Source organism: Microbulbifer magnicolonia, from assembly GCF_035117725.1.
GTDB lineage: Bacteria > Pseudomonadota > Gammaproteobacteria > Pseudomonadales > Cellvibrionaceae > Microbulbifer > Microbulbifer magnicolonia.
In genome coordinates this window covers 2,028,848-2,042,960 of the sequence record NZ_JAYEFD010000001.1, presented here as the reverse complement: position 1 = coordinate 2,042,960, position 14,113 = coordinate 2,028,848, and the positions used below count along the sequence as shown (strand labels likewise).

Sequence of the window (14,113 nt, the reverse complement as noted above, 5' to 3'; positions counted from 1 at the left end):
CCGCAACCCCAGGCGGGAGTGTGGAATGAAGGGTAGCTCGAAGCGAAAATCTAGCAGGTGTCAATCCTGCCGAGATGGTTCCGCATTTAGATGCATGAGTATCACTTAAATTCTGATAATGTGATCTGGTTCTCATTTCTCGATTGTGGCCCGGTGCGCTCGATTCGTCTCTACCTTTGTTGGGAGTGGAAGCGGTCATGGGGGTGACCGCTTCCGATAGCAACTCAAGGACGATCCAGTTGGGTCGACGCACAACAAAGAGAGAGTAAACAATGAAAAGGAACATCCTGTCCTCTGCTATCAAAGCAGCGTTAGGTTTGTCTGTCATTCTGGGGCCTTCTGCTCTGGCGCAAGAGTCAGTAAACGGAAGTGAAGCCGCTGATCAAGTAGAAGAGGTTGTAGTCACAGGCTCACGTATCCGTCGTGCTAACCTGGAGAGTGCCACTCCGATTACTACCGTAGACTCACAAAGCATTGAGTTTTCCGGTATGGTGAACAGCGCTGACATCCTGCGCTCGCTGCCTGCCACCGGTGTTTCAGGTCTTTCGACCACCAACTCCAACTTCTTTACTTCCGGCGGCGGTATCAACACTGTTGAACTGCGCAACCTCGGAGAAGACCGCACCCTGGTGCTGGTAAACGGTCGCCGCTATGTTTCAGGTCTGGCGGGCAGCTCTGCCGTCGACTGGAACACCATTCCGACTGAACTGATTGAGAACGTCGAGGTTATTACTGGTGGTGCGTCTGCGATCTATGGCTCCGACGCTCTGGCGGGTGTAATCAACGTTATTCTTAAAGATGATTTTGAAGGCGTAAGCGTAACCTCTTCTCATGGTGAGACCCTGGAGTTTGGCGACGATAAGACTAACCGCTTCAATATCACCGCCGGTGGTAACTTCGACGACGGCAAGGGTAATGCTGTTGTATCGATGACCTACACCGAGCAGAAGGGTGTTCTGGCGCGCGATCGCAAAAATACTGAGGTTGACGATATCGCCACTTGTCGCCTGACTGGCGACATCGCGGACTGTCAAGACAGCACTGCGCCTTTCTATTCTTCTTTCTCTGAGTACGGTCGCTTCTTCGTTCCGTCTACCGGTGCGTCTTACGTGGTCGATAATGGCGTTGGTCCCAATGGTGATGTGGTGCCTTGGGATGGGGACGCTTATGGCTTCAACCGCCAGCATTTCCGCCGTTACTCGGTTCCGACCGATCGTTTCCTGATCAGTACCAACCTGAGCTACGATATTAACGATTCGCTGGAAGCGTTTGTTGAGACTACTTTTGCGCGTACCGAGACTCAGACTGAAATTGAGCCCTACCCGCACTCTAACAGCGACCTGTTCATCACCGGTATTTCGGTCGACAACCCCTTCGTGCCCCAGGATCTGCGCGACATTATTACTGCAGCTGGGGACGACGAGATTGAATACTTCCGTCGTACTACCGAGCTGGAACAGCGCGGTTCCTATGCTGAGCGCCAGACTTTCCGTGCGCTGATGGGCCTGCGCGGCGAATACAATGACTGGAACTGGGATGCCTATCTCGGCCAAGGTCAAATGCAGGACAGTCAGCGCGGTACCGGCCAGCTGAATATCTCCAACTTCCGCAATGCGCTGAATGCGACCGTGGACGCTGACGGTAATATCGTCTGTGCGGATCCAGCGGCCCAGGCGGAAGGCTGTGTGCCGATCAACCTGTTTGGCTACCGCTCAATCTCTGAGGATGCAGCCAAGTACGTGACCGCGCCTTCTATTCGTGATCAGCGTACCAAGCAGACCATTGGCGGTATCAACCTGAGCGGGGATATTGTCGAGTTGCCGGCTGGCGCGCTGAGCCTCGCAACCGGCTTGGAATATCGGAAAGAGTATGCAGCTGATTTCCCGGATGCTCTGACCCGTTCCGGTCAGAATGCCGGTAACAAGGAAGAGCCCACTGAAGGCGGCTTTGAGGCCACCGATTTTTACGTAGAAATGGAGGCGCCGCTGCTTCAGGGGCTGCCGTTGATTCAGGAGTTGAGAGTCGGCGCCGCATATCGCTACTCCGACTACGACACCGTGGGCGATACTGATGCCTATACCGGTCGTGTCTCCTGGAGTATCAACGACGCTCTTCGCGTGCGTGGTCAGTACGCCCGCGCGGTACGCGCGCCGAATATCAGCGAATTGTTTGCGCCGGGTGGCGAGAACTTCGCTACGGTAAGCGACCCGTGTAACAATGTAACTGCCACAACTCCCGGTGTCGTAGCGGAAAATTGCCGCACCATACCGGCCGTTGCGGATCGCATTGCTTCGGAGGGCGTTTTTGCACTGAGCCAGACCGAGATTCAGGGCACCGGTGGTTTCACCGGAAAGGGGAACCTGAATCTACAGCCTGAAACTTCAGATAGCTTCACCTTCGGCGCGGTATTCGATCAGGACTTTGGTGCCGCCGGCAACATGAGTCTGTCTGTGGACTGGTACAACATCGAGATCGAGAATCTGATCGATACCGTGGGTCGTCAGACTTCCGTTGATTTCTGCTACAACTCCGCTAGCTTCCCGAACAACTTCTGTGATTTCGTGGTTCGTGATGCCACTGGCCCCGCTTTCCAGCTGGGTGAAATTACCGAAGTGAATTCTGGTTATATCAATGAAGGTAAACTGGAAACCGAGGGTGTTGATGTACAGGTTCGCTGGGGAATGGATCTGGCGATGGGGCAGCTGGACTTGAAGCTGGTTTACGGTCATGTACTGGACTTCACCCAGACCAAGTTTGGTGAGGAAGATCCACTGGTGGGTGAAGTCGGCTTCTCCGAAAATGAATGGACTGCGACCATCAACTATGCTCTGGACCGCTTCATGATCCAGTGGGAAACCAGCTACATTGGTGACGCCGCTCCGGATCTGAGCAGTGAGCTGTTCAACTTCGAAGTTGGTGAGTTTGTAACCCATGATCTCTACGCTTCTTACCAGTTCACCGACAATGTCAGCGCGAATCTGGGTATCAACAATCTGTTGGACGAGGAAGCGCCGATCATTCTGAGCGGTATTCCTGGTAATACTACTGGTCACGCCACTAATGCTGCTGTTTATAACGACTTCGGTCGCAGTGCATTTGTCGGCGTGCGTATGGATTTCTAATCCGTACGTTCTGCTTAGTTTAAAGCGGGCCGAAAGGCCCGCTTTTTTTATGCTCGAAAGGTGCGATTTGGGTGTCACCGGTGTGTTATTCAGGAGTGAATATCTACTTATGAAATGTTCAAGGCGACACAGGCGCTTTCAAAGGTTACCATCGGATACCGGTTTGCTAAATTGTCGCTATGAATATATCCATTCTAACTGCGCAGGGCTTCAGCGCACTTGCCCGCGGAGATTACGAAATTGCTGCCAGTAATGCCCGAAGAGTTCTTGAGCAGGTGCCAACCGATAGAGCAGCCCTCACTCTTCTAGGTCGGCTGGCACTAATCAGTCAGAAACCTGAGGGTGCCATTGGTTACTTTTTGCGTGTGTTGGAGCAGCCAGAGCAGGTCGCAGCAACATGGCTGGACTTGGCCCAGGCATTTACTATGCTTCGAGACACTTCGAGAGCTTTAGATTCTCTTGAACAAGCGCTACAGATCGAACCGTCCAACATTTCGGCACTTCTTGCCAAGGGCTCCTTAAAACTGTCTTTAGGCGAGGAATTGGAGGCCGCTCGTTTGTTCTCTGAGGTGCTAAACGCTGACCCGCAATGTCTTACGGCGTTGCGCGGACTGTGCGTGTTGGGAAAGGTGGTGCCTGCATCAGACATTACGAGTCGTCTCGAAAGGATTGGGTCCAATTCGGCGAATGATATTAAAGCACGATCCGACGCCCAGTACGCGCTTTCTTTAGTCTACAAGAAAGCCAAAAATAAAAAGCTTTTTATTCAGCATCTGTTCGCGGCAAACGTATTGCAGAGAACGCTCTGTTCCTGGGATGCAGAGGGTTTCTATAGAAATACATTTGCGCGTCTAGATGTTGCCTTATCTAGTGATAAGTTAGTGAAATCACAGTTTGCAAGGCCGGCTGAGCCCAGCCCCATATTTATTCTCGGGATGCCCCGCTCTGGTACTACTTTGGTTGAACAGATAATCGCCGCTCATCAGGATGTGGCCGCTGCAGGCGAGTTGGATTTTATGCGTGGGCCACTAGCTAGGGCTATGGAGAAGAAGACAGGCGATCAGTTCCCTGGCGGATTTGAGAAGCTTACGTCGAGAGAATTATCGGAGTTGGCTGATTTATTTACGGCGCGAATTGCTTCAATTGCCCGTGACAAAAAATTTGTCACAGATAAGACGCCAGGTAATTACCATATTCTGGGCCTTCTGCCGAAGCTTTTCCCTGGCTGTAAAGTTGTTCATGTCAGAAGAGATCCTGTAGATACATGTTTTTCTATCCTGCAGCAACCGTTTGATGATAAGTCGCCCCACACTTGCGATATCAATCTTTTAGCAATGACATATGGCCATTACCGTCGACAGATGGAGAAATGGGATGCTCTGATTGGAAATCAATTACTGACGGTAGATTATGAGCGCCTAGTAACGGATACAAAAAAAGAAGCGCAGCGTCTCTTTAAATTCTGTGGTCTTGAGTGGCGGGATGATTACCTTGAATTCAATCGAAAATCTGAGGTCGTACAGACATTCAGTGCTCTCCAGGTTCGACAGCCAATTTATAAGAGTAGTGTGGGATGTTGGAAGCAGTATGAGGTTGAGTTAGGTCAATTGAGACAGGCTCTCGAAAGAGAGCTGGGGAAGGCGATTTGATGAGGTCGGCTGGGTCTTGCTTTCGCGTATAAAACATCGATTTTAGTATAGGTTGTTTTCTCCTCGAGAAACCGTATCTGAAGCAACGAATCGATATTCACTGGATAAATACTGATTTTGCTCCTGCCAGCAGCTATATACAAGCTTGATGACGTGATCGTCGCGACTTCTGCAGGCACTTCTGTTTATGTCTTTCCATGCGACACTTTGTCTAGTGCTGTCGGTGGGCTTGATGTCTTTCGGTCCGGTGCTTAAGTATGCAATGGAAAGCCCAGCCCAGAAGTGCCGCATTGCAGTTTCTGAATTCGGGCAATAGGGCAATATCAGCCGCAATGCATGGCAGCCGGTCACCCCGTGCAGCATTGTGAAATCCTGCGTGCCGCGATAGGCATCGATGGCCACGCGCGCAATATCCTCCAGTCCCAACTGCTCCGGCTGAATCGGCGTCTCCAGCCAGCCGCGCTGCCGTGTCACCGAGTGCATATGGTCGGCAATATTCCCTGGTGCCAGCGAAATCAGCGGGAATCGTGCCGCCAGGCGCGGCAGTATCTCCGAGGCGTGCGCGCTGGTGCGCTCTTCGCTGGATGCCAGTGTGTGGTACTCCAGATTCCAGTAGGCCAGACCGGCGGCGACCTCTTCCTGGTGCTGGGCGTCTACGCCGTAGGCGGTGCGGATCAGCGGGTGGAAGGCGGCGGTGGCGATGGCCGGCAGCAGCGGCGGCAGTTCGCGGCGCAGACATTCGGCGATGCCGTGCTGTTTGACCTGGGTCTCGTAGTAGCGCAGCGCGGTGGGGAAGAGCTCCTCGCGGTTGCGGCATTTGGCGATGGGAATATTGGGGTCCGGTGGCAGGAATTGCGGTCTCTCCAGGTGGGGCACGGATCTGTCGAAGGCGCGTTGCAGCTGTTCGTGAGAGGCGCCCATCTTGTCCAGCGCGATCAGTACCATCGGTAGATGGTTCGCCAGGCGGTCGCCATAGCGGACGTGGTAGCGACTGGCCGCCTCGAGCAGTTCTGCACAGTAGCGGGTGATGCTCATGGATGTTGCCCTCGGCCTGCCTCGCCGGTCGCGCGGCCACTCTGTTCATAATTTCCCCTGTATGACTATAGAATGCGCCCCCAGGCGAGCAGGCGTGAGTGCCGGCGGGTATTGGCGAATGATGCGGGAGATCGGGGCAGTGCAGACGGGTTTGTTACACCAGTGGTTTCGGGTGCTGGACAACCAGCTCGCCGACCACCGCCACTGGTGGCAATTCAGGCCCTTTCACCACCGCGAGCTGGTCTGGCAGCGGACGCATCCGGAGCTCTGTGCGGCCCTCGCTGCGCTGCCGGACAGCGAGGTCGAACGCCTGGGGCAGGATCCCGCCGCGGCGGCCGTTTGGCTGTCCCGTTGGATTCCCGAGAGTGCAGCCCTGCTGGAGCAGGCCAGGCTGCCGCGATTCGCGCCCCGCGAGCTGATGTATGACACCCATCTGCATTGCGGCATCCCCGGCCGCAAATGGCAGCAGATAAACGCATTTGCCGGGTGTTTGCCGCAGGGTCCGGAGCCGGTGCTGGAGTGGTGTGCGGGCAAGGGCCACCTGGGGCGACTGCTGGCGACCTGCGATCGGCGGCCGGTAACCAGCCTGGAGTGGCAGGAGAGCCTGTGCCGCGAAGGCGAGGAACTGGCACGGCGCTGCGGCGCCGGGATGCACTTCGTTCACTGTGATGCCTTTGCGCCGGAAGCCGGCGCCTGGGTCAGGTCCGGCGAGCACGCGGTGGCGCTGCACGCCTGCGGCGACCTGCACGTGGCGCTGATGCGCCACTGGGTGCGCAATCGCGGCGGCCGTCTGAGCCTGTCCCCCTGCTGCTATCACCTTATCCGCGCGGAGGAATATGGCCCCTTGTCCGAGGCCGCGGCGCGGGCGCGGAATTTCCTGTCGAAAGCGGATCTAAACCTGCCGCTGCAGGAAACCGTCACCGCCGGCGCCGGTGTGCGCCGCCACAGCCAGACGGAGCTGCACTGGCGACTCGCGTTTGACGAGTTGCAGCGCGAGCTGCGCGGGGCGGACAGCTACCTGCCGGTGCCCAATGTGCAGAAGAGTCTGCTGTCCGGCAGTTTCGGCGATTTTGCGCGCTGGGCCGCCGCGCGCAAACATCTGCAGCTGCCATCTGCACTGAATGAAGAGCAGTGGCTGGCGCGGGGACTGCAGCGTCTGCGCAATGTGCGGCGTATGGAACTGGTGGCCCATCTGTTCCGCCGGCCGCTGGAGATCTGGCTGGTGCTGGATCGCGCGCTGTTTCTGGCGGAGCAGGGGGCCGAGGTGGCGATAGGGGAGTTCTGCGAGAGACAACTGACGCCGCGCAATATCCTGTTGCAGGCGCACTGGTAGGGGGTATCTCAATTGCGTTCGTAGGGTGCGCCGTGCGCACCGGGAAGGGGTGTAGTCCGCACCAGCTCCTACGCGGTGCGCGCGGCGCACCCTAATCACTGTTATTCGACTTCCACTCTGTCCCCGATATTGATGACTGCTCCCGCCGGGTCGGCCATGATGGGTGCCAGATTCACCCCGAAATAGACCTGTCCGTCTTCGCCGCGCCGGTACCGGGCCAGGGTGCGCAGCGGCTCCTTGCCGGCTTTGCCGGTGAAGGGGTCCAGCCCCGGTATCGCACAGCGGGCGCAGGGGTGGGTGCACTCCAGTTCCAGCGGGCCGCCGGCGGTGTGGATGCGGATCCGCTGCCAGCCGTCCTCGGCGAAGGGCGCGGCGCCCGCAATGACCAGGTTGGGGCGGAAACGCAGCATGGCGACCGGCTCGGCGAGGCGCCCGTTGAGGTCGTCGAGGGAGGCCTGGCCGATCAGCAGCAGCGGCGCGCCGTCGGCGAAGCCGACCTGTATTCCCTGCCGCGGCGCCGGCAGCGGCCGCCGAAACTCCGCGCCCATGGCGACCAGGCGCACCGGAGTTTGTAACTGCTCACTCAGCCATTGCGCGGCAATGTCGCCGGCATCGCGGGCGGTGACGGTGTCGCGCCAGACGGTGACCTGGCGTCGCACCGCGGCGTGCGGGAATTCGACCTCGACTCGTCCGCCGGCATCGTTCTCGATACGGACTCCGGTCGGCGTATTGGTGGCCTTCAGTCGCGCCATGGCGCGCAGGCTGCGCTGGGTCGCGAACTGGTCATTCTCATCCACCAGCATCCAGCGGCGGTCGCCGGCGGCGCCGAAGCGATCCAACGTCAGGGATTCGCAGCGGTGGCCCTGCAGGGATTTGATGGGGAACTGGTAGAGGGCGGAGATGTGCATGGCAATTTGTGGTCCCTTTTACTGGCGGGCCTGCGGCCCGTATGCCGAGCTGGGGCTCGGCGTTCCCAGGGGGCGCGCCTTGGGCGCGCTTGCGGAGTTGGAGCCTTCAGCGCCCCGAAATGGCGCTGCGTTCCCGGGGGCACAAAAAAGCCCGCACGGTGCGGGCTTTTTTGTATCAGGTCTTGAGCTTCTTGTAGTGCATGCGATGTGGCGCCGCGTCCTCACCTTTGCGCTTGACGAAGTCCTCGTGGTACTCGGTGTAGTTGCCCTCGAAGAAGACCACCTCGCTCTCGCCCTCGTAGGCGAGGATATGGGTCGCGACGCGGTCCAGGAACCAGCGGTCGTGCGAGATCACCAGGGCGCAGCCGGGGAAGTTCAGCAGTGCCTCTTCCAGCGCACGCAGGGTCTCGATATCCAGGTCGTTGGACGGTTCGTCGAGCAGCAGCACGTTGGCGCCCTGTTTCAGCGTATACGCCAGGTGCAGGCGGCCGCGCTCACCGCCGGACAGTTCGCCGACGCGCTTCTGCTGGTCTGAGCCCTTGAAGTTGAAGCGGCCGACGTAGTTGCGCGAGCCCACTTCGTAGTTGTTGATCTTCAGCATGTCGTGGCCGTCGGAGATGGCCTCCCAGACGGTCTTGTTGTCGTCCAGGTTCTCGCGGCCCTGTTCGACGTAGGCGATCTTCACCGTCTCGCCGATCTTGATCTCGCCGGCGTCCGGTTTCTCGGTGCCGGTGATCATGCGGAACAGCGTGGACTTGCCGGCGCCGTTGCCGCCGACGATACCGACGATCGCGCCCTTGGGTACGCGGAACGACAGGTTGTCGATCAGCAGGCGGTCGACGAAACCTTTTCTGACGTTAACGAACTCGATGACGTTGTCGCCCAGGCGCTCGCCCGGCGGGATGTAGATCTCGTTGGTCTCGTTGCGGGTCTGGAACTCCTGCGACTGCATTTCCTCCAGGCGGGCCAGACGGGCCTTGCTCTTGGACTGGCGGCCCTTCGGGTTCTGGCGCGCCCACTCCAGTTCCTTCTGCATGGACTTCATGCGCGCCTGCTCGGACTTCTGCTCCTGCTCCAGGCGCTTCTCTTTCTGCTCCAGCCAGGTGGTGTAGTTGCCCTCCCAGGGAATGCCGTGGCCGCGGTCCAGCTCCAGGATCCAGCCGGCGACGTTGTCGAGGAAGTAGCGGTCGTGGGTGATGGCCACCACGGTGCCATCGAAGTCGTGCAGGAAGCGCTCCAGCCAGAATACCGATTCCGCATCCAGGTGGTTGGTCGGTTCGTCCAGCAGCAGCATATCCGGGCGGGACAGCAGCAGGCGGCACAGGGCCACGCGGCGCTTCTCACCGCCGGACAGCAGGTTTACGTCCGCGTCCCAGGGCGGCAGGCGCAGGGCATCGGCGGCTACCTCGAGGCGGTGCTCAAGATTGTGCGCGTCCCAGGCCTGGATGATGTCCTCGAATTTCTGCTGCTTCTTGGCCAGCGCATCAAAGTCGGCGTCCGGCTCGGCGTAATCGGCGTAGACCTGCTCCAGGCCCTGCAGGGCGTCGATGGCCTCGCGCATGCCGTCCTCGACGTTGCCGCGCACATTCTTGGACAGGTCCAGCTGCGGCTCCTGCGGCAGATAGCCAACCTTGATACCCGGCATGGCGCGGGCCTCGCCGTTATAGTCCTGGTCGACGCCGGCCATGATGCGCAGCAGGGTGGACTTGCCCGAGCCGTTCAGGCCCAGCACGCCGATTTTGGCGCCAGGGAAGAAGGACAGGGAGATGTCCTTGAGAATTTCGCGTTTGGGCGGCACTACCTTGCCCACGCGGTTCATGGTGTATACGTATTCGGCCATTTAGGGTTCCGCTAAAGACGTTGGAATCGGTCAGAATTTGCGCGCAACTTATCAGGTTGCCGGAAAAGTGCAACCGCGCACTATGGGCTAAAAACCGCGACACGATCAACTGTACTCCTGACTGTGGGAGCCTGCCCTGCAGGCGACCAAATCGCCGGGAGCGATTTGGTGCAGCGAAGCTGCCCAAAGGGCCGGGCACAGGGATGTGTCCGGCAGGCGCGAGCAGGGCTCGCTCCCACAAGTGAATCTGTGTTTAACTGCGGCGCTACTTTTGGCAAAACAAGAAGCGCGATGGACCAGCTGAAAATGGGTGACGGCCCGATTTTGTTCTCCCGCCGCGGTGCCCTGGCGACCGCCACTCTCAATCTGCCCAAGGCGCTGAACGCGCTGAACCTGGACATGATCGAGTCGCTGTCCGCACAGTTGGATCAGTGGGCCGACGATGACAGCGTGGCCGCCGTCTGGATCGATGGCAGCGGCGACAAGGCGTTCTGTGCCGGCGGCGACGTGGTGGCCCTGTACCGCGGGTCCACTGGCTATGAAGAACTGCGCCGGGGCGAAACGCCGGACTACACCTTTACGACCGACTTCTTCTCGCGCGAATACCGCCTCGACTACAAGATCCATACCTATAAAAAGCCGATCGTGGTCTGGGGTGGCGGTATCGTGATGGGTGGTGGCATCGGCATCATGGCCGGCGCCAGCCACCGCATTGTCACCGAGACCACGCGCATGGCGATGCCGGAGATCACCATCGGCCTGTTCCCGGATGTCGGCGGCAGCTGGTTCCTGAACCGCATGCCCGGCCGCACCGGGCTGTTCCTGGGGCTTACCGGTGCCCAGTTCAACGGCAGCGATGCGCTCTTTGCCGGCATGGCGGACCGCATGCTGCCCGACGATCGCCGCGAAACGGTATTGCTGGAACTGGCCGGGCTGGAGTTTTTTGCCGACTGCGAGCGCAACCATCGCCAGGTCAGCGACTGCCTGAAACGCCTGCAACGGCCGCCGGCGGAACAGCCGCAGTCGAATCTGCGCGCGCACTACGACCAGATCCAGCAGCTGACTGACCACGCGACCCTGCCGGCAGTCTGCCGCGCGATTACCGCCTACGACGGCGAGGACAAATGGTTGCAGAAGGCCGCCGCCACCCTGGCAGGCGGCTCGCCGCTGACGCCGTGGATCGTATGGGAACAGCTCAAGCGCGGCCGCCACAGCTCGCTGGCTGAGGTGTTCCGCATGGAGCTGGTGCTGGCGGTCAACCTCTGTGCCAGCGGTCACTTCAGGGAGGGCGTGCGCGCGCTGCTGATCGACAAGGACCGGCAGCCGCAGTGGCAGCCGGCGACGTTGGAGGAGATTTCCGGGGAGCAGGTCGAGCGCTGTTTCGAGGCGCCCTGGAGCGGTGATAATCCGCTGGCAGATCTGAGGTAGGAGCGGCGGGGCGGCCATCCGCCGGTGGCCGCGATCGGGCTATCGGGTAATCCCAAAGATCGATCGCGGCCAACGGCCGCTCCAGGCATTCACGGCGCCTTCGGCCCTACAGGGAAATAAACGATAAACAACAAGGAATGAGCACAATGGAGAAAATAGCTTTTATCGGCCTCGGTAATATGGGCGGCCCTATGGCTGCCAACCTGGTCAAGGCGGGCTACACGGTCACCGCCTTCGACCTGTCCGCGGCGGCGCTGGAACAGGCGGTCAGCCACGGCTGCACGCGTGGCGAGAGTGCGCATCAGGCGGCCGCGGGCGCCGAGGTGGTGATCTCGATGCTGCCGAGCGGCGACGCGGTCAAGGGGCTCTACCTGGGCGCGCGTGGATTGCTGCAGGCGCTGGCAGAAAACACCTTGATCATCGACTGCTCGACGATTTCCGCCAACGATGCGCGCCAGCTGATTGCCGCCGCGAATGAGCGCGAACTGCGCGCGGTCGACGCCCCCGTCTCCGGTGGTACCGCCGCCGCCGCGGCCGGCACCCTGTCCTTTATGTGCGGTGGCGACGAAGGCGCGGTGGATGCGGCGCGGCCATTCCTGCAGGCGATGGGGGCCAATATCTTTCACGCGGGCCCGGCCGGCTCCGGCCAGGTGGCGAAGATCTGCAACAATATGCTGCTCGCGATCCACATGATCGGCACCGCGGAGGCGCTGCAGCTGGGGGTGGACAACGGCCTGGATCCGGCAGTGCTGTCGGAAATCATGAAAGCCAGCTCCGGCGGCAACTGGTCGCTGGAGAAATACAATCCCTATCCCGGCGTGATGGAAAGTGTGCCCGCATCCAATGGCTATGCTGGCGGCTTTGCCGTGGCGCTGATGCTGAAAGACCTGGGTCTGGCGATGGACACCGCCGCCGGCAGCGCTTCATCGACCCCGCTGGGGGCGCTGGCGAAGAACTTGTACCAGTTGCACGGCAGCAGCGAAGAAAGCCGCGCGCTGGATTTCTCCAGCATCCAGAACCTGTTCCGGCGCCCGGCCGGCAACTGATTTCCAGGCTCGGCGCCGGCTCAGGAATCCGGCGCCGAGTAGCGGAATGCCTTCACCTGTACGCCGCCGGCGTGGTGGTCAATGATCTTGCCGTTGTAGTTACCGCCTTCGCCGGCCAGCGCGTGCATCCAGATCTCCAGGGCCTGCGGATCGTCACCGCAGCGTTGCTCCAGCAGTTTGTCGTCGAAGTAAATGCTGGCTTCAAACCGCGGCTGTGTGAGTTCGACTGATTCGCTCACCTTGCGCCTCCAATTTTATTTGCACCATACGCAGCCAGCGCCGGGGAAGATTGATTTGGATCAAGGGGCGGCGATCTGGCGGCAGCTAACCTCTGCCGACAAACTGCAAGAGGTTAGCAAGCATGGCACAAGATCCGGAGACCGCAGGCCTTTCGGCGGAATTACTGTCGCGCTATAGCGGTCCCTGTCCGCGCTATACGTCCTATCCCACGGCAGACCGCTTCGCACCACTGGGCGACGCCGAGCCCTGGCGTGCGCTGCGGGACATCGACAGCCTGTCGCTGTACGTGCATATCCCCTTCTGCCATTCACTCTGCTATTTCTGTGCCTGCAACAAGGTCATCACCCAGCAGTACGGGCTGGCGTCCAGCTACCTCGACCAGCTATTACAGGAGGCGCAGTGGTATCGCAGCAAAGTGGCCGGGGTGCCGGTAACCCAGCTGCACCTGGGCGGCGGCACGCCCACCTACCTCAGCGACGGTGATCTGCGCCGGCTGCTTGACGGACTCGGGGAGGTTTTCGATCTGCGTGCGGGCGACGGCGTCGAGTACAGTATCGAGGCGGATCCGCGCACCCTGGAAATTGACACCTTGGATACACTGCGCGCGCTGGGTTTCAATCGCCTGAGTCTCGGTATCCAGGATTTCAATCCCGACGTCCAGCGCGCGATCAACCGCATCTGCAGCTACGAACAGGTGGCGCAACTGACCAGTGCGGCGCGCGCGCGCGGATTCAAATCCATTTCCTACGACCTGATCTACGGCCTGCCCGGGCAGAGCGTGGCCAGTCTGCAGCGCACCCTGGATAGAGCGCTCGAACTGGCGCCGGAGCGCATCGCGCTCTACCACTATGCCCACCTGCCGCACCGCTTCAAGGCCCAGCGGCTGATCGACTCGGACCTGATCCCCGGACCGGCACAGAAAATCGCCATGCAGCTGGCGGCGGTGGCGCGGCTCACACAGGCCGGTTACGAGTTCCTGGGTATGGACCACTTCGCGCTGCCCGGCGACGAACTGGCCGGGGCCTCGCGCGCGGGCAGGCTCGCGCGCAACTTCCAGGGCTATACGCTGATGCCGGCGGATGCGCTGGTGGGGCTGGGGGCCTCCGCGATCAGTTACAGCCGCGACGGCTACTGGCAGAACCTGCACCGGCTCAAGGAGTACGCCCAGGCTGTCAGCGAGCGGGGTATGGCTACCAGCCGCGGCTGGCTGCTCGATGGCGACGACCGCCTGCGCCAGTGGGTGATCGGGGAGCTGATGTGCCGCCTGCGGCTGGACAAGGACGAAGTGACACGGCGCGCAGGCGTGCCCTTCGAAGAGTATTTCGGCGATGAGCTGGCGCGGCTGCAGCCGATGTTCGACGACGGCCTGCTGCGGCAGGATGCCCGCTATCTGCACATCACCGAGCGCGGCCGCTGGTTTGTGCGCAATGCGGCCGCCGCCTTCGATCGCTACCTGAATGGCGGCGCGACTGAGGCGCGCTACTCCCGCGTGCTGTAAACATGTAATATCCG

General features: G+C 60.1%; 10 protein-coding genes. 6 read left to right on the top strand and 4 right to left on the bottom strand.

Going from position 1 to position 14,113, the window contains the following annotated elements; genetic code table 11:
- The first annotated feature begins 272 nt into the window (after positions 1-272).
- Together RRF64_RS08915 and RRF64_RS08910 are read left to right on the top strand one after the other, a co-directional pair.
- Complete coding sequence (locus RRF64_RS08915; RefSeq protein ID WP_323845485.1) at positions 273-3,122, top strand: TonB-dependent receptor plug domain-containing protein; 2,850 nt, start codon at positions 273-275, stop codon at positions 3,120-3,122.
- A 179-nt stretch (positions 3,123-3,301) separates the two neighbouring features.
- Entirely contained in the window at positions 3,302-4,771 is a 1,470-nt protein-coding gene (locus RRF64_RS08910; protein WP_323845484.1) for a tetratricopeptide repeat-containing sulfotransferase family protein, read from the top strand.
- Positions 4,772-4,813: 42 nt separating this feature from the next.
- Here RRF64_RS08910 and RRF64_RS08905 read toward each other — a convergent pair whose 3' ends face one another.
- A complete protein-coding gene (locus RRF64_RS08905; RefSeq protein WP_323845483.1) occupies positions 4,814-5,806 on the bottom strand; it encodes a questin oxidase family protein in 993 nt (330 codons plus the stop codon).
- A gap of 118 nt (positions 5,807-5,924) precedes the next feature.
- Here RRF64_RS08905 and RRF64_RS08900 point away from each other — a divergent pair, with 118 nt between their 5' ends.
- On the top strand, positions 5,925-7,139 hold the full coding sequence (locus RRF64_RS08900; protein ID WP_323845482.1) for a methyltransferase: 1,215 nt from the start codon (positions 5,925-5,927) through the stop codon (positions 7,137-7,139).
- Positions 7,140-7,240: 101 nt separating this feature from the next.
- Here the strand turns inward: RRF64_RS08900 and RRF64_RS08895 are convergent, their stop codons facing one another.
- Entirely contained in the window at positions 7,241-8,047 is an 807-nt protein-coding gene (locus tag RRF64_RS08895) for an MOSC domain-containing protein (protein WP_323845481.1), read from the bottom strand.
- A gap of 175 nt (positions 8,048-8,222) precedes the next feature.
- Positions 8,223-9,887, bottom strand: coding sequence for an energy-dependent translational throttle protein EttA (gene ettA, locus RRF64_RS08890; RefSeq protein WP_323845480.1), 1,665 nt, complete (start codon positions 9,885-9,887; stop codon positions 8,223-8,225).
- Positions 9,888-10,178: 291 nt separating this feature from the next.
- Here ettA and RRF64_RS08885 point away from each other — a divergent pair, with 291 nt between their 5' ends.
- Positions 10,179-11,315, top strand: coding sequence for an enoyl-CoA hydratase/isomerase family protein (locus RRF64_RS08885; RefSeq protein WP_323845479.1), 1,137 nt, complete (start codon positions 10,179-10,181; stop codon positions 11,313-11,315).
- A gap of 146 nt (positions 11,316-11,461) precedes the next feature.
- Positions 11,462-12,361, top strand: a complete 900-nt coding sequence (gene mmsB / locus RRF64_RS08880; protein ID WP_323845478.1) for a 3-hydroxyisobutyrate dehydrogenase — start codon at positions 11,462-11,464, stop codon at positions 12,359-12,361.
- A 20-nt stretch (positions 12,362-12,381) separates the two neighbouring features.
- Here mmsB and RRF64_RS08875 read toward each other — a convergent pair whose 3' ends face one another.
- Positions 12,382-12,600 (bottom strand): hypothetical protein, encoded by a 219-nt coding sequence (locus tag RRF64_RS08875; protein WP_323845477.1) that lies wholly within the window; start codon positions 12,598-12,600, stop codon positions 12,382-12,384.
- A gap of 122 nt (positions 12,601-12,722) precedes the next feature.
- Between RRF64_RS08875 and hemN the strand changes: the two genes are divergently transcribed.
- A complete protein-coding gene (gene hemN / locus RRF64_RS08870; RefSeq protein WP_323845476.1) occupies positions 12,723-14,099 on the top strand; it encodes an oxygen-independent coproporphyrinogen III oxidase in 1,377 nt (458 codons plus the stop codon).
- The last annotated feature ends 14 nt before the right edge of the window (positions 14,100-14,113 follow it).

What these genes read in the sequence shown, in the direction of transcription:
- RRF64_RS08915 (WP_323845485.1), top strand. Translation starts at nt 273, where the DNA reads ATGAAAAGGAACATCCTGTCCTCTGCTATCAAAGCAGCGTTAGGTTTG.
- RRF64_RS08910 (WP_323845484.1), top strand. Translation starts at nt 3,302, where the DNA reads ATGAATATATCCATTCTAACTGCGCAGGGCTTCAGCGCACTTGCCCGC.
- RRF64_RS08905 (WP_323845483.1), bottom strand. Translation starts at nt 5,806, where the DNA reads ATGAGCATCACCCGCTACTGTGCAGAACTGCTCGAGGCGGCCAGTCGC.
- RRF64_RS08900 (WP_323845482.1), top strand. Translation starts at nt 5,925, where the DNA reads ATGATGCGGGAGATCGGGGCAGTGCAGACGGGTTTGTTACACCAGTGG.
- RRF64_RS08895 (WP_323845481.1), bottom strand. Translation starts at nt 8,047, where the DNA reads ATGCACATCTCCGCCCTCTACCAGTTCCCCATCAAATCCCTGCAGGGC.
- ettA (WP_323845480.1), bottom strand. Translation starts at nt 9,887, where the DNA reads ATGGCCGAATACGTATACACCATGAACCGCGTGGGCAAGGTAGTGCCG.
- RRF64_RS08885 (WP_323845479.1), top strand. Translation starts at nt 10,179, where the DNA reads ATGGACCAGCTGAAAATGGGTGACGGCCCGATTTTGTTCTCCCGCCGC.
- mmsB (WP_323845478.1), top strand. Translation starts at nt 11,462, where the DNA reads ATGGAGAAAATAGCTTTTATCGGCCTCGGTAATATGGGCGGCCCTATG.
- hemN (WP_323845476.1), top strand. Translation starts at nt 12,723, where the DNA reads ATGGCACAAGATCCGGAGACCGCAGGCCTTTCGGCGGAATTACTGTCG.